This window comes from Paenibacillus kobensis NBRC 15729 (assembly GCF_004000825.1).
Taxonomy (GTDB): domain Bacteria; phylum Bacillota; class Bacilli; order Paenibacillales; family Paenibacillaceae; genus Paenibacillus_T; species Paenibacillus_T kobensis.
In genome coordinates this window covers 39,327-60,566 of sequence record NZ_BILZ01000015.1, presented here as the reverse complement: position 1 = coordinate 60,566, position 21,240 = coordinate 39,327, and the positions used below count along the sequence as shown (strand labels likewise).

Sequence of the window (21,240 nt, the reverse complement as noted above, 5' to 3'; positions counted from 1 at the left end):
TTGAGCGGCAGAAAGGGGTTTCGTCCTCATGACGACGGCAAACGCCGTATTCATCCATCATCCCGGTTCCGAGCTATACAAGTTTCATGAACACCACCCCTTCAATCCGATTCGGCTACAGTCTTCCATCGACCTGCTTATTCGATGCGGCGCACTGAATAAGGATCAAATCGTTGTACCTACTATCGCGGATGAACAGACAATTATGACCGTTCACCGTGAGGACTATGTTCGTACCGTACGGCAATTAAGCGAAGCAAAGCCCGTCGCCGATGCTGCCGCACTAGCCGATGCATTCGGTTTGTCCGATGACGATACACCCTATTTCCAAGGCATGCATGACGCTACAGCTGCCATTGTAGGCGGGTCTGTCTACGCGGCCGAAACCGTTATGAGCGGTCAAGCGACTCGCGCCTTTCATATGGCGGGCGGTCTCCACCACGCTTTCCCGCATCGGGGTGCCGGATTTTGCATCTACAACGATGCAGCCGTCGCTATCCGCCGTATCCAACGCAAATATGGAGCACGGATCATGTATATCGATACCGACGTGCATCACGGGGACGGCGTCCAATGGGTATTCTACGACGACGACTCCGTATTTACGTATTCGATCCATGAAACGGGCAAATTTTTGTTCCCTGGAACTGGGTTCGTTCACGAGCGCGGTGTCGATGCCGGGGTAGGCGCATGCATGAACGTGCCGCTTGAACCTTACACAGAGGACGATTCGTGGCTTCACAGCTTCCGTACAACCGTAGAGGCTGCAGCGCGCATGTTCAAACCTGATCTGATCGTCAGTCAGCACGGCTGCGATGCGCATGCTCTAGATCCTCTCTCTCATATGCATTGCAGCATGCGTATCTATCGCGAAATGCCGCTCATCATTCGCGATCTCGCCGATCGTTATACAGAGGGTCGATGGGTTGCGCTTGGCGGCGGCGGATATGACATTTGGAGAGTCGTGCCGCGTGCCTGGTCGTACGTTTGGCTTGCTTTAACGAACAACCCGATTGTTGCTCAGACGGCTCCAGAAGCCGCTCCAGTCCCGCTGCCCGCTGATTGGACGGCCGCATGGTCGAACGCAGCAGGAGGCGTAGATGAGCTTCCCGTTCATTGGCTCGATTCGACGGACGAATGGACACCGATGCCAAGACGAAGCGCCATACGGGAGACGAACGAACAAACGTGCAGCCGCGTGCTGCATCAATAGCTTTACATACAAGAAAAGGACAGCCCCTCGTTAGAGTGGCTGTCCTTCTTTGGTTTATTCAAGGTCGTGTTAACCGCCTTGTCTTATTGAACCATATGACGAATGATGTGATCAACAATACGAAAGGAATGATTCGCTGCGGTAACGGTGAACTCAGCAAAATTAACATGTGCAGAGCCGTCGGCTTTGTCCGACATCGAACGAATGACGACGAACGGAATCCGGTTCATGTCGCACACTTGCGCCACAGAAGCCCCTTCCATCTCTGTACACGCGCCGCCAAGCTCCTCGTAGAGCTGATTAACCGACTCACGGCTTGCAATGAACTGATCGCCTGACAGCACTTTGCCTACCCGATTCCGGCCAGGGAACAGCTCTTCCGCTGCGTCTTGCGCCAGCTTAACGAGTATGGGATCCGCTTGAAAGTCCCAATTGTCTTGGAACGGGATCTGTCCGCGTACGAATCCAAGCGGCGTAACGTCCATATCATGCTGTACACAAGATGAAGAGACGACAATATCTCCGATCTGAAGCACCGGATCGACTGCGCCTGCAACACCTGTAAATAGAATACAATCTACGTCCATGCCGGCAAGCAGTTGCGTGCATACAGCCGCATTCACTTTGCCGACACCGGATTTGCAATAAATCACTTTCTTGCCGTACAGTAAACCTTCATAGTAGGTGATGCCCGCTTTAACGCTCTCCGCCTTGACATCGACATGCTGATGCAGCAGTTCAATCTCCTCGACCATCGCACCGATAATGCCGATTGTGCCGTAATTCATTAAGCGGGGCCTCCTACCGAATTGCGGGTAATGACTTCGTGCGGCAAAATAACTTTCGCCTGATCGACTGCTTCCTTCTTCATCAGCTTCGTCAACAGGCGCATCGACACCGCTCCGATGTCATACATCGGTTGGGCTACTGTCGTGAGCTGAGGACGTACCATGGAAGCCATCCGGCTGTTATCAACACTAATGACGGAAATATGCTCCGGTACTTTCAAGCCGGCATCTTGAATGCTGTGAATGGCGCCAATCGCCATTTCGTCCGTTGCGGCGAACACGGCCGTCGGGCGCTCCGGCAGATCCAAGAAGTATTTGACCGCGTCAACTCCCGATTCATACCGGTAATTGCCCGTACGGACATAATCTTCGGATACCGCAATTCCCGCTTCCTCCAGTGCACGCTTATAGCCTTGATAGCGTGCAAATCCGTTCGAAGGATCCTGCAACGTTCCGCTAATCATCGCAATGCGGCGATGGCCGCTAGTAATGAGGGTGCGTACGGCATCATAAGCCGCCTCTTCATGGTTGATATCGACCGAAGGAATCAAGCCCTGCTCGTCCGTTGTTGCACATAGCACAACAGGAACATTCGCGGTCTTAAACGCTTGCAGATGCTCGTCCGTAACAGCGCCGCCCATGAACAGCAAGCCGTCCACTTGCTTCTCCAGAAGCGTGTTGACGACGCGGATTTCTTTCTCTTTGCGCTTATCGGCATTACATAGAATAATATTATAATGATACATATTAGCAATATCTTCGATACCCCGCGCTACTTCAGCGAAGATGGCATTGGATATATCGGGAATGACAACGCCAACCGTTGTCGTCTTCTTGCTGGCCAGACCACGGGCAACAGCATTCGGACGATAACCGAGACGTTCAATTGCTTCGTATACTTTCTTACGGGTCTGAGGCTTAACGTTAGGGTTATTATTCACAACCCTCGATACTGTCGCCATCGACACGCCTGCTTCTCTTGCTACATCATAAATGGTTACCGTCACGTTCTTCTCTCCATTGCTTCGAATTTTTATCGCACCGTATCATTGTTAACGTAATGATACGACAAAAATTTACTTTCCGCAATGCGCACGAAGATGTTCCTCTATGGAGTCGTACGTAATATGCCAATGGGACGTATTCCATACTACTTCCCCGCCTACAATAAGCAGCGCCTGAGGAGAAGCATGCGTAACCCCTGTCTCTTCTGCAATGGCATTCGAGACTGGACGGTCCTCGACCACTTTGACGAGCGTCTGGCGAATGCCGGATTGTTGGTTGTCCTCGAGCCACTTGTTCCAAGCCTCGATCGCTTCCGCACTGACCGAGCAGCGTGTGCTGTGTTTAAAAACGAACAAAGGCTGATCTGCGGAGGATGCCGATGCGTCCTCCCATTGTTCTACCGTAGTTAGCGTTTCATAAAATGCCATAACATGATCCCCCTCCATAAAAATTGTGTAAACAAGCCAATCGGATTGGCTCTCCTATTTACATAGTAATATTCACGGAGCTACAGCGCTTTTATGTATATGGGCAGAATGGCTGATTTGTGCCAATCGCTTCGAAAGGTCCTCTTTCCATTCACCATCACCAAGCTTCTCTGCCAGCGAATACAGATCAAGCAGCATATCGATCCGGTCGGCCTTGAGCCGTTCGACGGCAGCCATATCAGGCTGCTTAGTCGTATTACACGCTTCTACTAAAATATTTGCCCATTCGTTCCATTCGTTAAACCTGAAAATTTGCTTCTCCGGACGAGCACCCAGCTTACCGATCAAACCAGTCAAATCCGGCTTCACGATAGGGTACACCTCGCTTCGGCTGCACTTTTTGCAAGTATATACGGGAACGTTATCAATTTCTACTTTGCCTGAATAAATGACAGTACGAAGCTTTATTCGCATCGTCTGTCCGCATGAACATATCTTCTGCAACAAAAGTCACTCCTTCGCCGGAAGGGCAGTAAGTTGCATGTCTTTACGACTTTTGCAACGGATACTGTTTCGACTTCGTTCGCATAAAATCCTTCTATTAAGAGGATGTAATTTTTACTATCCAATCAGCCGTCTCCAGCGCCGGCGCACAATCGGAATGCTTAACAACAGCACTGCCGTAGATGCTCCAATCGCATCATGCAGCAGATCATTCATATCGAACATTCGCCCTTCGACGCTCAGTTGATGAATCTCATCCGTCAGCCCATATATAATACAAGCTATAATGATCCAGCCTTTGACGGCAATTCGGTCGGATCGTCTCCCGGCATAATAATCGAATGCAACGCCGAGAGCGAAGTAGGCTGCATAATGGCCCCAATTGAACCCTTCCATTGAAGGAAACCATTTCTGAAACCAGGGCAGAAAAACGGTATTCAACTCTTTACCCGGCTGAGCGGACAAAATGAAAATCGCGGCCATAACGATTATAGCCGGAATGATCCGATAATTCGAATAGGATTGCGGACGAGTCTGCCTGTATGCGGCGCGGCTGGTCGTTTGCTTCATGACTTCACCTTCGTTACAATGGAATTGCTTGTTCTACATTATGGAATGGAGAGATTGTCCTTATGAGTCTGCATAATCAAACGGTCATTTGTTTGCTCGATGACGAGTTCGAAGATTTAGAGCTCTGGTACCCGGTCTACCGCGTACGTGAAGAAGGAGCAACCGTCTTGTTCGCCGGACCGGACAAAGGCAAGCAGCATATCGGCAAATACGGCGTTCCTGCCGTCGCCGACCTGTCGTACGATGAACTGGACAGCGCATCGATCGACGGCCTGCTCGTTCCCGGCGGCTGGGCTCCTGATAAAATCCGCCGATATCCGAAGGTGCTGGACATCGTGCGCGAATTGAACGAACAGAACAAACCGATCGGTCAAATTTGCCACGCAGGCTGGGTGCTTATTTCGGCCAAAATCTTAAACGGCCGGCAAGTTACATCAACGCCTGGCATTCGCGACGATATGGAGAATGCCGGCGCAACATGGTTCGATGAACCGGTCGTCGTCGACGGCAATCTCATCTCCGCGCGCAGACCGCCCGATCTACCTGAATACGGTCAAGCGTTCGTTGAAGCGCTGCGCTCGCGTAACACGAAATAACCCATCGCATCTGAGCGCCAATCAGCCGGCTGGCCCGTTGTAGCATACAACGGACAGCCGGCTGTTTTATGGTCAAAAGTTAATGTACTGCGGAAGCGAACGCCCGAAGCTTCTCATGAATGTCCGTACTCGTGCTGCACCGCAACAACTCGCCGAACAATTCTATGCTATCCTGCTGTGTCGTCAGAAGCAGCCGTTCCTTCAGCTCCAATATCGCGTGCCCCGACATACTGAGCTCATCGACATCTAACGCCAGCCAAATTGGCAATGCACTCAAATCACTTGCCATCTCCCCGCATACGCCGATCTTGATGCCGTTCTTCTTCGCGGCTTCGACCGTCATGCGCAGCATACGCAAGATAGCAGGATGAAACGGATCGTACAGATGCGAGATTTGTTCATTCATTCGGTCGACCGCAAGTGTGAACTGAACGAGATCGTTCGTTCCAATACTGAAGAAGTCGACCTCCTCTGCCAACAGTTCCGCGATTTGCACCGCTGCCGGCAGTTCGATCATGATTCCCGTTTCAATGGTGTCGCTGAACGAGTGCCCTTCGTCGCGCAGTTCTTGCTTTACTTCGTTCAGCAACCGGTTCGCACTGCGAACTTCCTCGACAGAGGAGATGAGCGGATACATTATTTTCACATTGCCATAATGGCTTGCACGAACGATGGCCCGCAGTTGTGTCTTGAACAAGTCTGTCCGGTCAAGGCTGATCCGTATCGCACGATAGCCGAGGAACGGATTATCCTCTTCCGGCAGTTCGAAATAATCAAGCTGCTTATCGCCGCCGATATCGAGAGTACGAATAATGAGCGGTTTGCCGGCCAGCCGCTCGGCAACGCTCTTATAGACCTCGAATTGTTCGTCCTCCCGCGGGAACCGGCTTCTGTCCATGTATAGAAACTCGGTGCGGAACAATCCGACGCCGCGGGCGCCGCTTCCAAGTGCAACTTCAAGTTCTTTGAGCGAGCTGATATTAGCAGCCAGACCGAGCTCCTTGCCGTCCGGCGTGACCGGCACGACATCGGCAAACCCTTTGAGCCGCTGTTTCGCTTCCTTCTCGCGCCGCTGCAACTCCGAATAAGAATCGATCTGTTCGCTGGTCGGGTCGATCCATATGATACCATCCGTCCCGTCAATAATGAGCGTCTCGCCGGTCTGAATCGGAATGACATCGGCCACTTCAGGCTCGACGTCCACCCCAACGACAAGCGGAATACCCAGCGCACGCGCCATGATTGCCGAGTGCGATGTCGTGCTGCCGGATAACGTCACGATGCCAAGCACATGCTGCGGATTCAAATGCGCCAGCTGCGAAGGAGACAGTTCCTTCGCCACGAGGATAAACGGCTGCGTATCGGACGGCAACGTAATCTCAGGCGCACCCAACAAATGTTTAAGCAGCCGGTTGCCGACATCCTTAATATCGAGCGCTCGTTCCTTCATATATTCGTCATCCAGCAGATCGAACATCGCGACAAAATGGTCAATTGCTTCCTTCACAGCCACTTCGGCCGCTTTGTACTGGCGTTGAATCATTCCTTGAATTTCGTTCATGAATGCCGGATCATCCAGTATCGCAAGATGAGCGTCAAAAATGGTGCTTTCCGCCGAGCCCACAACTTCCCGGAGTTCATCCTTCATTTGCTCGATCTCGTTCTTGGATGTTCGGATTCCTTCATAAAGCCGGTCAAATTCGCGCGCTAAGTCCGCAACGTCAATTTTCTGGTCTGTCAATTCCCACTCCCAGTTCGGGAGAACAAATGATTTGCCTATCGCAATGCCCGGCGATGCCCCTATTCCGTTCATGATCGTTTCTCCCCCCCAGCCTCTCTCTCTGTTAACACGACCGACATTACCGAAGCTTGACCTTTCTTAACCGCTTTGAACGGTGCGAAACGCCACGATTTGACCATATCGGAATTTGTAATAATCATCGGCGTAGCGAGCGATTTGCTTGCTTTGCGGACTCTGTTGAGATCGAACCGGATCAATAGCTGGCCCGGCATTACCGTATCGCCTTCGCTGACGACGGCATGGAAATAACCTTTATCCGTCAGCTTTGAAGTTTCGATACCGATATGAAGCAGCACCTCAAGCCCTTCATCCGTCCGGATGCCAATAGCATGCATCGTCGGATACAGAAGAATAATTTTGCCTTTGACCGGCGAAACCAGTTCACCCTTATCCGGCATGAATGCGACGCCTTGACCGACGAGCTTGCCGGCGAATATCGGATCCGGCACTTCCTCCAGCGGCATCATGCGCCCTTGCATCGGCGAGAAGAACAGGACTTGAGATTGGCCGGTACGGATGACCTTGTTCATCTCTTCCTTAATCAACTCGGAGAACGTGCCGAACACGATCTGAACATGGCCGCCGCCGAGCCGAATGACGCCGGCGGCGCCGAGATTGCGAAGCGAGTTAATATCAAGCATCTTCTCGTTCGATACTTTGATACGCAATCTTGTGATGCAGGCTTCCATCTGCACGATATTTTCTTTACCGCCGATTGCCTCCAGAATCAGAGGCGCCCGATACGGGATATCGCCTGCCCATTCATCCAGCTGCGAGCCTTCCTCGCGGCCAGGTGTCGGGATACGAAACCGTCGGATCGCCCAGCGGAACAGCACGTAATAGAACAACCCGAATACAAGGCCTATCGGTATAATCAACCAGCCGCGCGTCGCCAAATGCTCATTAAGCAAATAGTCGATAGCACCTGCCGAGAAAGAGAAGCCGTGCCGGATGCCGAGCTCGTATGTAACCCACATCATGACGCCTGATATAAGCGCATGTATAACAAACAAATATGGCGCGACGAACAAGAAAGCGAATTCGACCGGCTCGGTTACTCCTGTTAAGAAAGAAGCGAGCGCTGCCGTTAGAAACGTGCGCCGAATTTTCGGCTTCAAATCTTCGCGCGCTTCCTGGATAATGGCCAACGCAATAGCAGGCAGCGCGAACATCATCGTTGGATACAAACCAGCCATATAAGCGCCGGCTGTCGGATCGCCTGCGAAGAATCTAGGCAAATCGCCGTAAGATACGGTACCGTCAGGTGCCGTATAGCCGCCGACCTGGAACCAGAACACATGGTTAAGTAAATGATGCAAGCCGAACACAACGAGTATCCGGTGAATGAAGCCGTATAGAAAAACGCCGAAGCCTCCGGCTGAATTGACAATGACGCCAAGCTCGATAAGCCCGTTCTGGATATGCGGCGCAGCCCCGACCATTAACGAGGCGAAAATAACTGAGAAGAAACTAACAAACAATGGAACGAATCTGGGACCGCCGAAAAACTGAATATACTCCGGCAGCTTAATATTTTTGAACCGTTCGTGGCTTAACCCTGATACGAGTCCAATAAGCGCGCCGATCAATACGGTCGGTTCGATGTCGGCATTGCCCGACTTTGTAATGCCGGTATAGATGAACATGCCGACAAGCGCAGCCATGCCGGCCGCTCCCGCGTTGCCGGACATCCCCATTGCGACACCGATAGCAAATACATAAGGAAGAAACGTGAAGATCGAATGGCCGGCTAACAACAAATAATCGGCCATAGACGCAAGACCGATCCGTTCCCATGGCAGCGTGCTTAAGCTAAGAAATATCGATGCTGCGGGCAACGCGATCATCGGCAGCATAAACGATCTGCCTAGCTGTTGCAGCCTTCCGAGCACGTTCACTGTGATGCTTCCTCCTCTCGTTAATCTAGTAAGATCGTAAGCGCTGAACATGCTTTTGTCAAAGCCATGCATAAGGAGGGCTGCTCCCGGCGGCGCCGGGAACAGCCCTTTACGTTGTTACCTGTGGTTCGACTCCCAGCCGCCGTAATGCTGGATGACTGGACCTGCTTGCTCATAAGCGTGTGTCGCTTGATACACCGGATGCTGATTCGTCAGCGAGCCGAAGCTTGCGTTATGCTGCGGCTGATGCTGTTGATAGCCGCTGTTAAAGCTGCTTTGCTGCTGGAAAGCATTATTTACAGGACCGCGAGCATCAGGTCCGGCTTGGTAGCCGTAATGCGAAATGACTGGCTGGGACGAGTACCCTTGCGAGAAAGACGAGCTCGAATGAAACGCATTATTCGATGGGGCATAATGTTGCGCCTGTTGATGCAGATCCGGACCTGCTTGCCAGCCTAAGCGGGAAATGACCGGACCAAGCGACTGCGAAGCCGGCGTAAAGTTCTGATAGCCGGTTGGTGCCGATTGGTACGAGTGGCTCGCTTGGGATGCGAACGGATGAGGCGATGGAATGATTCCTCCTTGTCCGAAGCTCGGTTGGCTCAATTGGCCTTGGTAATGAGATTGGACATATCCGCCGCTTCCCTGGAACGGTTGCTGTGCATTCGATTGGAACTGCGAGCCTTGCTGGTTGTTGGCATACATTTCGTAGTCGTCCTCCATTGCGGGTAAGTTTTAGTTTCCGATCGGAAACCTCTCTTATTGTGGGAGACGACCTCTTATTTTATCCCCTCAACTTTTGGCTTTTCCGCCTGGCAGCAAAATCGAATCCTCGACCTTAATACAACGGTCCATGACGACGAACAAACCGCCTTGCTCAGCGATCTCGGCCGCCTCTTCATTCGCTATGCCAAGCTGCAGCCACAGCGCCTTGGCGCCAATCGCTACGGCTTCCTCCGCGACAGGAGGCGTGTGCTCACTCCTACGGAATACATTCACGATATCGACCGGTTCCGGTATGTCGCGAAGCGACGCATAGCTTTTCTCGCCTAATATCGTTTCCGCGTTCGGATTGACAGGAATAATGCGGTAACCTTTCGCTTGCATCGCTTCGGATACCATATAAGACGTACGATCCGGCTTATCGGATAAGCCAACCACTGCAATCGTATTCGAGCGCTCCAGCAGCTCGCGGAGCTGATCTCTGGATGGATGCGTATATGCCACGGCAGATGCCTCCCTGACCATAAAATGCCCGAAGGACGGCTAAGCGCCGTCCAAATGGGATTTGTTTAGGTTCTTCCGAACATGCGGTCTTTTATACTCCCGCTGCTTCTACTCGACCCATTCCACTTGCGCGCCAAGCGCCTTCAGATGGTCGAAATAGATTGGGTACGACTTTGCGACATGGTGCGCATCGCGAATCCGGATCGGCTGCTTGGAGCGCAGACCGACGATCGTAAGCGCCATAATAACGCGGTGATCATAATGCGCATCGATCTCGACACCACCCTCTACGCCTTCCGGACGTCCGTGGACGATAATTTCAGCTTGACGCTCTTCCACTTTGGCGCCGGCTTTCCGGAGTTCATTCAAATAGTCCGTGATGCGGTCGCATTCCTTATAACGCAAGTTCTCTACATTATAGAAACGGGATGTGCCTTCTGCGAACACAGCTGCTGCCACCATGGCGAGCACCGCATCCGTCGCCGCGTCGCCGTCGAACTCGACAGCTTTCAGTTGCTTGTTGCCTTGTATGCGGATGACAGAGTCCTCATGCGTCAGAGGCACATTCATCATGCGCAGCACGTCGACGATCGCGCGCTCGCCTTGCTTGCTCGTCTCGGACAATCCGCGCAGCGTCACATCCGATTCCGTTACTGCCGCAGCTGCAAGTACGGCAGCCGAGCCCGGGTAGTCGCCTTGCACGCGGTACGTCTTCGCCTCATACTTCTGGCGGCCTGGAATACGGTAGTGCATCAGATCCTCGCTGGCATGGATAACAACGCCTGCCTGCTCAATAACTTCGAGCGTCTGGCCGATGACGATCTTCGACTTCAGATCGTGCAGCACTTCGATCTCGCTGTCTTCTTCAAGCAATGGCGTCAAGAACAGAAGCGCGCTAAGAAACTGCGAGCTGATGTTGCCGGATACCGTAATTTTACCGCCCTTCAAGTTGCCGCCGCGAATCGTAATCGGCAGCTTCCCTTCGCGGTGCTCAATCGTAGCGCCAAGCTGCTGGAGCGAATCGATCAAGTCGTCATGCGGACGCTTGCCAAGCGAATCTGGATAGCGGTTAATGAACGTCACTTCCGGGCTCAGCGAAGCAATTGCCATCAGGAAACGAAGTACGGCGCCTGCATTGCCGACGTCCAATTGCTTTACGTTGCTCGGATGGTTGCCGAAGCCCGTGATAACGATCTTCTCGTCGTCTTCTTCGATCGTAGCGCCAAGGTCGCGAATGCAGCGGCGCATCGCATCGCTGTCCTCGCTGTGGGCCGGATAATAAACAGTGCTCGTTCCTTCCGCCAGAGCTGCGACCAACAGGTAACGAGTCGTATAGTTTTTGGAAGAAAGCGCTTGAAGATCGCCTTGCAGTTTCGGTGTAGGCGTTACAATAACATCCATATTCGTTGAATCTCCTTTATTGTAATGGTGAGGTATGAATTACATTCCATTGCTGCATAATTGAAGCGCATACCGCCTCAGGCGACAGCCCGGTCGTATCGACGATACATGTCGCGAAATCATATACCGTTCTGCGTTCTTCGAGCAGACGGCGTACGTTCGCCGCAGCATCTCCTTGCAGAAGCGGTCTGCTGGAATCGTTCCCTACGCGAGAAATGATATGCTCTTCATCCGCTTTCAGAGCAACGACGAATGCGTGCTCCAGCATGATAGCACGATTGCCCTCGCGAAGTACGGCGCCGCCTCCGGTAGCGATAACGGCCGGCTCGTCCAATGCCATTAGAGCACGAATCGTATCCGTCTCCATGTCGCGGAAATGCTGCTCTCCGCCATGTTCGAACAGCTCAGGTATCGTCTTGCCGGAACGATGGACGATCTCCTCGTCCGAATCGATTCTGCGCCAGCCCAGTTGTTCAGCCAGCAGCTTCGACACGGTCGATTTGCCGGTGCCCATAAATCCGACCAGCACAATCTTGCCCGCCGCACCCGATTTCGCAGCATCCGTACGAGGATTTGGTTGCTCAATCATAAGAATCCTCCTTTTGCATACCGCCTTATCATACCATTTTTTATGTACAGCCGGGTATAAAAATCTTTCTTTTGCCGTAAGGATGATAGTAATGCCTAATCATGAAAGGAGCTGAATCATCATGCACAGCAACCATTCCACGAATTTGCCGAGCAGCCTCGCAGCTGTACGAGTCAACCGGTTGCTCGACAACAGCTACCCGCTCTGCCGGGAAGATGTCATCTGGATACTCGAATATATTAAAAAGAAAGTGGCTGACGAAGATCCGAAATTGCTGGATCTGTCGCAGCCACATTTGCTCAAAATGTTTCATTCGTTCGCTGAAGCATCGATGAGTCTTATCCAGCGCAAGCACGGAGACCATGAGGTCGACCGTCTGCGCCGATGGCTCAAAGATGCGGTGGATGGGGTCGTCTCCCTGTAACAGGGGACAACCCTATCCGCTTAAGCGATTAGTTGCCCATCCAGTTGTGGTGGAACGAACCTTCTTTGTCCACACGCTTGAACGTGTGAGCGCCGAAGTAGTCGCGCTGTGCTTGCAGCAGGTTCGCAGGAAGACGCTCCGTACGGTAGCTGTCGAAGTATGCGATCGCGCTTGCGAACGAAGGCACTGGAATGCCTTGTGCAACTGCCGTTCCCACAACTTCGCGCCATGCGCCTTGATACGACTCGACGATTTCTTGGAAATACGGATCGAGCAGCAAGTTGCTGAGCGCTGGGTTGCGGTCATATGCGTCTTTGATGTTTTGCAGGAAGCGTGCACGGATAATGCAGCCGCCGCGGAAAATCATCGCGATATCGCCGTAACGGAGGTTCCAGTCGTACTCGTCCGATGCTGCGCGCATTTGCGCGAAGCCTTGTGCGTAGGAGCAAATTTTGCTCGCGAACAGCGCTTTGCGAACGGACTCGATGAATGCCGCTTTATCGCCTTGGAACGGAGCAGGCTTAGGCCCTTTGAGCAGCTTGCTTGCCGAAACGCGCTCTTCTTTCATTGCCGACAAGAAGCGTGCGAATACCGATTCCGTAATAATCGACAGCGGAACTCCGAGGTCGAGCGAGCTTTGGCTCGTCCATTTGCCCGTACCCTTCTGGCCTGCCGAGTCGAGAATGACGTCAACCATCGGTTTGCCCGTCTCAGGGTCATATTTCGAGAAGATGTCAGCCGTGATCTCGATGAGGTAGCTGTCCAATTCCCCTTTATTCCATTCCGTGAAAATCTCATGAAGTTCTTTCGCATCCAGACCGAGCACCGTTTGGAGCAGGTTGTACGCTTCGCAGATCAACTGCATGTCGCCGTACTCGATGCCGTTATGTACCATCTTCACATAGTGGCCGGCACCGTCTGGACCGATGTATGTGCAGCAAGCGTCGCCGCCGACTTTAGCCGAGATAGCCGTCAGGATCGGCTCAACAAGCTTGTATGCCGACTCTTGTCCGCCTGGCATGATGGACGGGCCTTTAAGCGCGCCTTCTTCGCCGCCGGATACGCCTGTACCGATGAAGCGGAAGCCTTTAGCTTCGAGGTCTTTGCTGCGGCGTTGTGTGTCAGGGAAATATGCGTTGCCGCCGTCGATGATAATGTCGCCTTCCGACAGATGCGGAACGAGCGAGTCGATCGTTGCGTCAGTACCCGCACCAGCTTGTACCATGATCAGGATTTTGCGCGGAACTTCAAGCGATGCAACGAACTCTTCGATCGAATACGTCGGCACAAGATTCTTGCCGGCTGCTTCTTGCATCAGATCGTCCGTTTTCTCACGGGAACGGTTGTAAACCGATACCGTAAAGCCTCTGCTCTCAATGTTAAGGGCCAAGTTTTTGCCCATGACGGCAAGGCCAATTACGCCAATTTGTTGTTTAGACATCTGTTTCTTCCATCCCTTTTCTCTCATAGTATGGTTCGCAATACCTCTTATTGTACTCGTTTTGTCCTCTAATGAAAACTATCGACAAGGAAAAAATCGCCGCATACCATTACATTTTCTAATCATACTATTAAGCAAACGTTATATCTTATACATGACTAAGCGGGATTGGTCCTCGCGTGAGGTTCCAATCCCGCTTCATGCTGTCCTTGTATTCGCATTGTCTATGCACCTTGTACAGGCTTTTTTAAATCCGGTTATAGCTCCAGCTGCAGCATTTCAGATCTTAATCCGACGAGTCTTTCCTTCGATGCCTGAATCGTCTCCTCATCATGGTTCGACAACGCTTCGTATAGTACCGACAGCTCGTAATCGAGCTCGTAGCGCAGGACGGCTGCACGTTCCTCCGCCCTTTTCGACTGGAACGCCTGAATCATCTCTTCGATCGTAACGAACGGTTTTTTTTGATAAATAATCCGATGTTCCATGCCGGACACCTCCACTAAACGTATAATTTCACCGAACATAATGTTCTCAATAACGATTTGACGATCTTTGATCCGTTTGACGACTGCGTGTCCCCGAGTGTCGTTAATCAACTTTTCAATTAACTCCGACAACTTTTCGTCTTTGATCAGATAGTCCCCGACGATTTTGTAACGCTGCTTGATGCGCTGGAACCGGAGCTTAACGAGCTTGCGTCCGGTCCGGATCGAAATCAAAAATTGGTATTCCGTCTCGCTCCAATACAATGAGTAACCTTCCTGGATAAGATCCCGAATGAGATTCTGGATTTGCCGGCGGTCGAATCGCAGCTCCAAATTGCAATATTCAACTTCGTGGCTCTTATTCACGGCAATCCCTCCCTTGCTTCGGCAGTAATTGTTCAGTTATCGAAATGTTCTGACAATTACTTCTTGTATCTAGTTTATACTTCATCGTATGTTCTGGCAACTTGGATTATTGACTATTTTTGAACGCTGGAGCGCCCGATTTGTCCCGGCCGTTAGACAAATCGACCTCCTGCGCCGGCTGCGATGTGTTCTTGTTGAATAAGAGGGGTATTGTCATCCTATTCACCATACCCTGCTCAATATCCATGTTCCGCAAAAAAAGTTCTTGCTCTGCGCGTCCGCGTCGCAGCGCATGGTTATGCGCTTTCATTCCATAGGTGCGAAGAGGCGCAGCAGCCGATGAACGGCGCTGCGCCTCTTCGTATGGACAACCTTCGAATTAACCGCTAACAGCCTTGCGGCTCGGACGGAGTACTACTGCGCCGAACGCGAGCATTACGAGGGCGAACAGGACAAGAATGACGACCGGAATCGCAATGTCAGACGCGCCTCCTCCAGCGGATAGATGGTCCGCCGCTTCAAGCACCCATTTCTGCGGAGTAAAATTGGCTAGTTTTTGCATATATTCCGGCATCATCGAGATCGGCCAGAAGCATCCGCTTAGCATACAGGTCGGTGTAATGATAAGCGTGCTCATCTGCCCCATCTGCATGCCATTGCGTACGAGTCCTGCGAAAGCAGAGGTCAGTCCGACAGCCGCGAGCAGGAAGAATTCGAGCAGCAAGAACAGATTGATCGGGGCGAAGCCTGGATCATACCCGAACACGTAGCATGACAGAGCAACCATGATCGCTAATTGAATGGTGCCGACCAGGAATACGCCCAAGAAGTTGCCGAGCGCGATTTGAAACGCACGCACAGGCGCTGTGAACATCCGGGCCATCGTCCGATGCTCCCGGTCTTCCATAACGAGCGAGATGGACTTCGTGACAAGCAAGAGGACAAACATCAGCATCAATCCGATAACCATCGGCTGGGAGATAGTGCTGCCGAGCTTCGTATCCGCTTCTGTGGAGGTGATCAATTGCTTCCGGTCCTGCTCCAGCAACTTCGTCAGATTCGCTTCGTTCAGCGAGCCGCTGTTCGCAAGCAGTGCGGCAGCTTGATGCATCCGATCCGTTTCAGCTTGAAGCGTCAGTTGCAAAGATGCGTTCCACAGCTGCTCATTCATGCGGTACATCACGATTTGCGGCTTATTGCCGGCGAGAAGCTGCTTCGAGAAGGATGCCGGGATTACAATAGCGGCATCCGCATCGCCTTCTTGAACCCATTGTTTCTGCTGTTCTTCTGTTCCGCTCGATACGACTTCAATTTCATACATTGATTCTTTCTCGATCATAGAGGTCAGTTGTTGACCGTAGGCGCCTTCATCGCTGTTCAATACCGTTATATGAGCTTTCTCATTCAACTGGGAAGCGAACAAACCTACGATAACTGCAAGCACGACGGCAGGAAGGATAAGACTGGTCAGAATGTCACGACGGCTTGCGAACATTCTTTTGACTAGCATGGAAGCAATAATGAGACTAGGCATGTTGTTTCACCACCTTGGAGAGGCGCATCGCACCTAATGTAATCAACACGACGGCAACTGCCGCCAAAATACCGACCGGCTCCCACAATTCTGCGCCGCTTGCTCCGTTCATCACGCCTCTCAGCCCTTTCGTCGACCAGTAATTAAGAGTAAACTTCCCGATGTCGCCAAGTGTTCCGCTTAGATTCGCCACCATACCGCCGCTAAGGAACAATGCGACGAACGAAATCACCTGATATAGAGACTGGAAAGCTTTCGGCGTTGTCCCGAACGAGGCGATAACGACGGTCAATCCGACCCCGGCCAAGATCGTCAGCAGACATACCAGTGCAACAAGATCAAGCCGGTTACCCCAATCCACATCATAAACTTGCGAAGTGAACAGGACGATGAAAGCGGACAGGAGCAGACCGATACCAACTACTCCGCCAAGTTTTCCGTACACGACAAGCTTGAAATTAACCGGTTGCGAATAGATCCGCTGCAACGTATTGTTCTTCTTCTCCGTCAGCAAGGCAACCATCCCGGTCATACCAATGAGGAGGAGAAACAGAATGAGGTTCGCTACTGCATAATATTGCATGGCCGACACCGAGCCGAACAAATGATCTGCGCCTGCACCCAGCGTTCCGACGACAACCGAATCTTGAGCCTTTTCCGAAGCATCTCCGCCTTCTTCCGATAGAGGAGCAAACGCTTCTACACTGCCGAAGCCTGTCATGGCTGCGGCCTGCTGCAGGTTTGCTTCCGACAGATATCGCTCCGCCACAGCGCGCGCTGCAATATTCCGTTCGTCGTCATGCCCCTCCAGCAGTTCCCACTGAACCGATTGCCCCGATTCCGCAAGGGAAGAGAAGTTTTCGGGTACGATTACGCCGAAATCGACGTTCCCTTTCTCGACGAGCATATTAACAACTTCAGCCGATTTTGCCTCGCGAACTTCCGCATATGGCTTAATAGTATCCGAATGCCAGAATGTGTTAATCGAATCGTGCAATGCACCTTGGTCTCCGATATAAACCGCAACTTTTGCAGGCTCCATCTGCCCGCCGAATGTGTTGCCTAGCAGAAATATAATGAGAAGCGGCAGCCCGAACATGAGCAGCATCACATTTTTCCTGCGAAAGAACGTTAGCATTTGATACTTTGCAGCCGTCCAAAACGTATTCATTCCATTCACCCCTTTTCAGTTAAGCGTCCCGCAGAGTGCGGCCCGTCAATTGCAGGAACAGCGTTTCCAGTCCCGGTTCAATCCGCGTCAGCTTGCGCACCGAAACGCTATGCTTATTAAGAATGAACAACAAGTCCTGCAGCACGGTAGGAGAATCTTTGATTCCGATTTCCAGTTGGCCGTCTTTCACCCGGTTCACATTGTTAACGCGCGGATGGCTGCTAATTTCAGTTACCGCCTCTTGCGAATCACGGTCGAGTTCGAGCACAAGCTTATCTTCTTGACCCGACTGCAAAATTAACTGTTCCTTCGTTCCGCAAGCGATAAGCTTGCCGCGGTCGATTACCCCTACACGCGTGCAGATCGCTTCAACTTCCTCCATATAGTGACTCGTATAAATCACAGTCGAGCCTAGCCGGTTGAGCTCACGGACCGAGTTCAAAATATGGTTGCGGGATTGCGGATCGATGCCTACCGTCGGCTCATCCATCACGATCAGCTTCGGCCGGTGTACGATAGCACAAGCGATATTGAGCCGCCGCTTCATGCCGCCGGAGAACGTCGAGGGCTTATCTTTCGCCTTATCCAGAAGCCCTACGAATCGAAGCGCTTCGTCGACCCGTTCCTGCAGCAGTTTCCCGCGCAACCCGTACAGCTTGCCGAAGAAAGTGACGTTCTCTCTGGCCGAAAGCAATTCATACAACGCTAGCTCTTGAGGAACAATTCCGATTTGACGCTTCACTTCGATCGGGCTTCTCTTTATGGAACGTCCCCCTACGAGAATATCTCCGCCGCTCAGTTCCACCAGTCCTGACAGCATGCTGATCGTCGTGCTCTTGCCTGCTCCGTTCGGTCCAAGCAATCCGAAAATTTCGCCTTCTTCGATATCCAACGTTAAATAGTTGACTGTCGTTACGGCTTCGTATTTTTTCACGACTTCTTTGAATTCCACGAGTTTGCTCATTTATTTTTCATCCTCTCGATATCTCATTCATTGACTTTATTGTAAGTCTTCCGTTTCATTGCCGCAGGTCTCGAAAGTCATTTGATGGAAATGACAAAAGTCATTTTATGAGCCGACAGGCGAAACCGCTGTGGTATAATGTAACAAAACAATTTTAGGGAGTTCATAGCATGACGCTGCTCATGAGATGGTTGCGCCACTTGTTCATCATCATTCCGGCTGTAGCAACCTTATTGATTCGCCCGATCGAAATATCCACCAGCACATTCATCATTTGTGTCCTGCTGGCTCTGCTTGCTGCAAGAACTAGCGAGCAATTCCCGCGCTTCACCGTGCCCATTGCTATAGCCGAGCTGATTGGATTCGGAGCAATGTCTTATGAATGGGGGGGCTTCCTGCACCTGCTCCCCTACTCGACATTGATTGCAGTCTTCTCTCTATCGCTGCCTCCAAGCGCACTCATCTTATGGACAATCGGCGGCTTGGCTATTCAGATTACTGCATTAGATCAGAGAGCGACGGAACTGAAAGTATCCGATGGACTGCTATGGCTGATGTTAGCAGCCGTATTGATCGCAGCAAGGCAGTTAGCCGACCGGCGCGAACGTACCGAGCAGTTGTACGACAAGCTCGCGAATCAACACGAAGAACTTGAAGCGGTCCGGCGCCGATTGCTCGACTATGCAGCACAGATCGAATTGTACGCTCAGACAGAGGAACGAAACCGGATCGCAAGAGATATTCATGACGATCTTGGCCACCAGCTGATACGGGTCAAAATGATGGCCGAGGCCGCACTTCATTTATTCGATGCCGATACAGGGCGGGCACGCCATACGGTGGAGCAAATACGCGACCAGCTTCAAATCAGTATGGAACGGATGCGCCATACCGTCCGCAAGCTGTCCGCATCGGATGCGGACAGCCGTGTCTATTCAATGGAGAAGCTGGTGAATGAAGCAAGCTCGTCGCTCGGAATCAGCGTATTTCTCTCCTATGCAGGAGAACCGCATGCTCTCTATCCAAGTATGGAATATGTACTGTACCGGAACGCTCAAGAAGCAATTACGAATGCTATGCGCCATGGGGGAGCAACGGAAGTTACGGTCGTTGTCGATTACCGCAAAGACGGAACGGCACTCATCATCGCGAATAACGGACGCATGCCAGAGGGCCCTGTCACGAATGGCCTTGGGATGCGCGGCATGATCGAAAGAGCAGCGCTTGTCGGCGGCGTAATCGATTGCGATTGGCAGAACGGTCAACGCTTTTCCGTTACGACCTGGCTGCCTGCCTTACAGGAAACGGCCGGATAAATTCATAGAAAGTTGGCTAATCAATGATTTCGATATTAATCGTCGACGACGATCCGTTCATTCGCGAAAGCATGCAGGTCATACTCGGGCTGGATCCAGACCTGACGGTTGCCGGAACGTGCAAAGATGGCAAGGAAGCGTACGAATTCGCATCCGCTAACCATGTTGATGTCGTACTTATGGATATGCGCATGCCTGGCTGCGACGGAGTTGAAGGAACGCGGCTTATCAAATCGCTGACTCCCGCTCCTGCCGTACTCGTTCTGACGACGTTCGACGATGATGAGTACATTGCGGCGGCGATTCAGCACGGGGCCAACGGGTACCTTCTCAAGAACGTCCCGCCGAGCCGTATTGTCAGCGGCATTAAAACCGTGTTCGAAGGCTCTCTTCTCATTCATCCCGACGTTGCTCGCAAACTAGCGGGCATGATTCAATCCTCGCCTGCTAATGAATCCAAAACGGGCACCGGGGGCGCGCAACCAATAAATCCACCCGATCGCGTGCGTGATTTGAGCTCATTTGGACTAACAGGCGCAGAGCAAACGATCGTCCGCCATATAGCGGATGGGTTATCGAACAAAGAGATTGCCGCAGCACTATTTTTGAGCGAAGGGACAGTCAAAAACTACATTTCTGAAATACTGGACAAACTGGAACTGCGCGACCGAACCCAAATCGCTATCTTTTATTTGAAGTTACCTTAATCAAGTTATGAAAGTTAGGAGCGACATATCAAACATGACACTTACACCAACTACGCCTGCTTCCATCGAAGTTCACGACGCAGGTTTTCTTGCCAACGACTTTGCGGTATTTACGATAGATGGACTTGAGCAGCGTATGGCCGCTATTCAATCCCAGATTCGTCCTAAATTCCAAGCGCTCGGAGAGCAGCTGACAGCCGAGCTCGCTCCGTCAGTTGGAGGCGAGCTATTCCTTCATGTTGCCAAGCACGCCCGCAGAACCGTCAACCCTCCCAAAGACACTTGGCTCGCATTGTGCGAGAATAAGCGGGGCTATAAAGCGCATCCACATTTTCAACTCGGTTTGTTCGAAGACCATCTGTTTATGTGGCTCGCCTTTATCTACGAACTTCCGTCTAAATCAAACGTCGCAGCCACGCTGCTTAACGAACTGGATACGGTCATCCGCACCGTACCTGACGATTACGTCATTTCGCTGGATCATATGAAGAAAGACTCGACGCCTGTATCCGGTATGGACACAGACGACTGGCGTACCGCGCTGGTTCGCTTCCGCGACGTCAAATCCGCAGAACTGCTGATTGGCCGCCACCTTCAGCCGAACGACCCTGCCGTAAGCGACGGCGAGGCGCTCCTGCGGACCGCTCAGCAAACATTCGAGACGTTAATGCCTCTGTACCGTCTCGCAACAAGCCAAGGCTAAACAGAAAAAAGACCATTCCGATCTCACTCGAAATGGTCTTTTTTTATCTCGAATAGCATTTGAAATTACAAATATCTGCAAATCATTTGCGTCTTCTCATATCAGT

Annotated in this window: 22 protein-coding genes; 6 read left to right on the top strand and 16 right to left on the bottom strand. The window is 51.8% G+C overall.

Features of this window, described 5'->3' with window-relative positions:
• The first annotated feature begins 28 nt into the window (after nucleotides 1-28).
• Nucleotides 29-1,213, top strand: a complete 1,185-nt coding sequence (locus PKO01S_RS11495; RefSeq protein WP_127531485.1) for an acetoin utilization protein AcuC — start codon at nucleotides 29-31, stop codon at nucleotides 1,211-1,213.
• A gap of 83 nt (nucleotides 1,214-1,296) precedes the next feature.
• On the opposite strand, the gene PKO01S_RS11490 is transcribed toward PKO01S_RS11495, so the two are convergent.
• From PKO01S_RS11490 to PKO01S_RS11470, 5 genes are all read right to left on the bottom strand, one after another.
• Entirely contained in the window at nucleotides 1,297-2,001 is a 705-nt protein-coding gene (locus tag PKO01S_RS11490; protein WP_127531484.1) for a 5'-methylthioadenosine/adenosylhomocysteine nucleosidase, read from the bottom strand.
• A complete protein-coding gene (gene ccpA / locus PKO01S_RS11485; protein WP_127531483.1) occupies nucleotides 2,001-3,008 on the bottom strand; it encodes a catabolite control protein A in 1,008 nt (335 codons plus the stop codon). Before ccpA ends, PKO01S_RS11490 begins: the two co-directional genes overlap by 1 nt.
• Nucleotides 3,009-3,077: 69 nt before the next feature.
• On the bottom strand, nucleotides 3,078-3,434 hold the full coding sequence (gene ytxJ, locus PKO01S_RS11480) for a bacillithiol system redox-active protein YtxJ (protein ID WP_127531482.1): 357 nt from the start codon (nucleotides 3,432-3,434) through the stop codon (nucleotides 3,078-3,080).
• A gap of 72 nt (nucleotides 3,435-3,506) precedes the next feature.
• Nucleotides 3,507-3,938: a hypothetical protein gene (locus tag PKO01S_RS11475; RefSeq protein ID WP_127531481.1), complete on the bottom strand. Its 432-nt coding sequence runs from the start codon at nucleotides 3,936-3,938 to the stop codon at nucleotides 3,507-3,509.
• A gap of 117 nt (nucleotides 3,939-4,055) precedes the next feature.
• Entirely contained in the window at nucleotides 4,056-4,508 is a 453-nt protein-coding gene (locus tag PKO01S_RS11470) for a VanZ family protein (protein ID WP_127531480.1), read from the bottom strand.
• Nucleotides 4,509-4,570: 62 nt separating this feature from the next.
• On the opposite strand from PKO01S_RS11470, the gene PKO01S_RS11465 reads away from it, so the two are divergent.
• Nucleotides 4,571-5,104 carry a type 1 glutamine amidotransferase domain-containing protein gene (locus PKO01S_RS11465; RefSeq protein WP_127531479.1) on the top strand — a complete coding sequence of 178 codons (534 nt, stop codon included), beginning with the start codon at nucleotides 4,571-4,573 and terminating at the stop codon, nucleotides 5,102-5,104.
• Nucleotides 5,105-5,183: 79 nt separating this feature from the next.
• On the opposite strand, the gene ptsP is transcribed toward PKO01S_RS11465, so the two are convergent.
• The 6 genes from ptsP to PKO01S_RS11435 all read right to left on the bottom strand — a co-directional run bounded on the left by ptsP (nucleotide 5,184) and on the right by PKO01S_RS11435 (nucleotide 12,020).
• Nucleotides 5,184-6,920, bottom strand: a complete 1,737-nt coding sequence (gene ptsP / locus PKO01S_RS11460; protein ID WP_127531478.1) for a phosphoenolpyruvate--protein phosphotransferase — start codon at nucleotides 6,918-6,920, stop codon at nucleotides 5,184-5,186.
• Nucleotides 6,914-8,803, bottom strand: coding sequence for a glucose PTS transporter subunit IIA (locus PKO01S_RS11455; RefSeq protein ID WP_127531477.1), 1,890 nt, complete (start codon nucleotides 8,801-8,803; stop codon nucleotides 6,914-6,916). Before PKO01S_RS11455 ends, ptsP begins: the two co-directional genes overlap by 7 nt.
• 117 nt (nucleotides 8,804-8,920) lie before the next feature.
• Nucleotides 8,921-9,508 (bottom strand): hypothetical protein, encoded by a 588-nt coding sequence (locus PKO01S_RS11450; protein WP_127531476.1) that lies wholly within the window; start codon nucleotides 9,506-9,508, stop codon nucleotides 8,921-8,923.
• A gap of 87 nt (nucleotides 9,509-9,595) precedes the next feature.
• Nucleotides 9,596-10,030, bottom strand: coding sequence for a CoA-binding protein (locus tag PKO01S_RS11445; protein ID WP_127531475.1), 435 nt, complete (start codon nucleotides 10,028-10,030; stop codon nucleotides 9,596-9,598).
• Between the two features lie 108 nt (nucleotides 10,031-10,138).
• Entirely contained in the window at nucleotides 10,139-11,431 is a 1,293-nt protein-coding gene (gene aroA / locus PKO01S_RS11440; protein ID WP_127531474.1) for a 3-phosphoshikimate 1-carboxyvinyltransferase, read from the bottom strand.
• A gap of 16 nt (nucleotides 11,432-11,447) precedes the next feature.
• Complete coding sequence (locus tag PKO01S_RS11435; protein ID WP_127531473.1) at nucleotides 11,448-12,020, bottom strand: shikimate kinase; 573 nt, start codon at nucleotides 12,018-12,020, stop codon at nucleotides 11,448-11,450.
• A 121-nt stretch (nucleotides 12,021-12,141) separates the two neighbouring features.
• On the opposite strand from PKO01S_RS11435, the gene PKO01S_RS11430 reads away from it, so the two are divergent.
• On the top strand, nucleotides 12,142-12,444 hold the full coding sequence (locus PKO01S_RS11430; protein ID WP_127531472.1) for a hypothetical protein: 303 nt from the start codon (nucleotides 12,142-12,144) through the stop codon (nucleotides 12,442-12,444).
• 28 nt (nucleotides 12,445-12,472) lie between these two features.
• Here the strand turns inward: PKO01S_RS11430 and gndA are convergent, their stop codons facing one another.
• From gndA to PKO01S_RS11405, 5 genes are all read right to left on the bottom strand, one after another.
• The gene (gndA, locus tag PKO01S_RS11425; RefSeq protein ID WP_127531471.1) at nucleotides 12,473-13,885 is read right to left on the bottom strand and encodes an NADP-dependent phosphogluconate dehydrogenase; all 1,413 of its coding nucleotides are present in this window, start codon (nucleotides 13,883-13,885) and stop codon (nucleotides 12,473-12,475) included.
• A gap of 257 nt (nucleotides 13,886-14,142) precedes the next feature.
• Nucleotides 14,143-14,739: a hypothetical protein gene (locus PKO01S_RS11420; protein WP_127531470.1), complete on the bottom strand. Its 597-nt coding sequence runs from the start codon at nucleotides 14,737-14,739 to the stop codon at nucleotides 14,143-14,145.
• Nucleotides 14,740-15,118: 379 nt separating this feature from the next.
• A complete protein-coding gene (locus tag PKO01S_RS11415) occupies nucleotides 15,119-16,273 on the bottom strand; it encodes an ABC transporter permease (RefSeq protein WP_127531469.1) in 1,155 nt (384 codons plus the stop codon).
• Nucleotides 16,266-17,444 (bottom strand): ABC transporter permease, encoded by a 1,179-nt coding sequence (locus PKO01S_RS11410; RefSeq protein WP_127531468.1) that lies wholly within the window; start codon nucleotides 17,442-17,444, stop codon nucleotides 16,266-16,268. Before PKO01S_RS11410 ends, PKO01S_RS11415 begins: the two co-directional genes overlap by 8 nt.
• A 19-nt stretch (nucleotides 17,445-17,463) precedes the next feature.
• Nucleotides 17,464-18,408: an ABC transporter ATP-binding protein gene (locus PKO01S_RS11405; RefSeq protein ID WP_127531467.1), complete on the bottom strand. Its 945-nt coding sequence runs from the start codon at nucleotides 18,406-18,408 to the stop codon at nucleotides 17,464-17,466.
• A gap of 170 nt (nucleotides 18,409-18,578) precedes the next feature.
• Between PKO01S_RS11405 and PKO01S_RS11400 the strand changes: the two genes are divergently transcribed.
• The 3 genes from PKO01S_RS11400 to PKO01S_RS11390 are packed head-to-tail and all read left to right on the top strand — an operon-like array spanning nucleotide 18,579 to nucleotide 21,134.
• Nucleotides 18,579-19,724, top strand: coding sequence for a sensor histidine kinase (locus PKO01S_RS11400; protein ID WP_127531466.1), 1,146 nt, complete (start codon nucleotides 18,579-18,581; stop codon nucleotides 19,722-19,724).
• Nucleotides 19,725-19,747: 23 nt separating this feature from the next.
• Nucleotides 19,748-20,431, top strand: coding sequence for a response regulator transcription factor (locus tag PKO01S_RS11395; RefSeq protein WP_127531465.1), 684 nt, complete (start codon nucleotides 19,748-19,750; stop codon nucleotides 20,429-20,431).
• 34 nt (nucleotides 20,432-20,465) lie between these two features.
• On the top strand, nucleotides 20,466-21,134 hold the full coding sequence (locus PKO01S_RS11390; RefSeq protein WP_127531464.1) for a YktB family protein: 669 nt from the start codon (nucleotides 20,466-20,468) through the stop codon (nucleotides 21,132-21,134).
• Nucleotides 21,135-21,240: the final 106 nt, after the last annotated feature.

What these genes read in the sequence shown, in the direction of transcription:
- PKO01S_RS11495 (WP_127531485.1), top strand. Translation starts at nt 29, where the DNA reads ATGACGACGGCAAACGCCGTATTCATCCATCATCCCGGTTCCGAGCTA.
- PKO01S_RS11490 (WP_127531484.1), bottom strand. Translation starts at nt 2,001, where the DNA reads ATGAATTACGGCACAATCGGCATTATCGGTGCGATGGTCGAGGAGATT.
- ytxJ (WP_127531482.1), bottom strand. Translation starts at nt 3,434, where the DNA reads ATGGCATTTTATGAAACGCTAACTACGGTAGAACAATGGGAGGACGCA.
- PKO01S_RS11470 (WP_127531480.1), bottom strand. Translation starts at nt 4,508, where the DNA reads ATGAAGCAAACGACCAGCCGCGCCGCATACAGGCAGACTCGTCCGCAA.
- PKO01S_RS11465 (WP_127531479.1), top strand. Translation starts at nt 4,571, where the DNA reads ATGAGTCTGCATAATCAAACGGTCATTTGTTTGCTCGATGACGAGTTC.
- PKO01S_RS11450 (WP_127531476.1), bottom strand. Translation starts at nt 9,508, where the DNA reads ATGTATGCCAACAACCAGCAAGGCTCGCAGTTCCAATCGAATGCACAG.
- aroA (WP_127531474.1), bottom strand. Translation starts at nt 11,431, where the DNA reads ATGGATGTTATTGTAACGCCTACACCGAAACTGCAAGGCGATCTTCAA.
- PKO01S_RS11435 (WP_127531473.1), bottom strand. Translation starts at nt 12,020, where the DNA reads ATGATTGAGCAACCAAATCCTCGTACGGATGCTGCGAAATCGGGTGCG.
- PKO01S_RS11430 (WP_127531472.1), top strand. Translation starts at nt 12,142, where the DNA reads ATGCACAGCAACCATTCCACGAATTTGCCGAGCAGCCTCGCAGCTGTA.
- gndA (WP_127531471.1), bottom strand. Translation starts at nt 13,885, where the DNA reads ATGTCTAAACAACAAATTGGCGTAATTGGCCTTGCCGTCATGGGCAAA.
- PKO01S_RS11415 (WP_127531469.1), bottom strand. Translation starts at nt 16,273, where the DNA reads ATGCCTAGTCTCATTATTGCTTCCATGCTAGTCAAAAGAATGTTCGCA.
- PKO01S_RS11410 (WP_127531468.1), bottom strand. Translation starts at nt 17,444, where the DNA reads ATGAATACGTTTTGGACGGCTGCAAAGTATCAAATGCTAACGTTCTTT.
- PKO01S_RS11405 (WP_127531467.1), bottom strand. Translation starts at nt 18,408, where the DNA reads ATGAGCAAACTCGTGGAATTCAAAGAAGTCGTGAAAAAATACGAAGCC.
- PKO01S_RS11400 (WP_127531466.1), top strand. Translation starts at nt 18,579, where the DNA reads ATGACGCTGCTCATGAGATGGTTGCGCCACTTGTTCATCATCATTCCG.
- PKO01S_RS11395 (WP_127531465.1), top strand. Translation starts at nt 19,748, where the DNA reads ATGATTTCGATATTAATCGTCGACGACGATCCGTTCATTCGCGAAAGC.
- PKO01S_RS11390 (WP_127531464.1), top strand. Translation starts at nt 20,466, where the DNA reads ATGACACTTACACCAACTACGCCTGCTTCCATCGAAGTTCACGACGCA.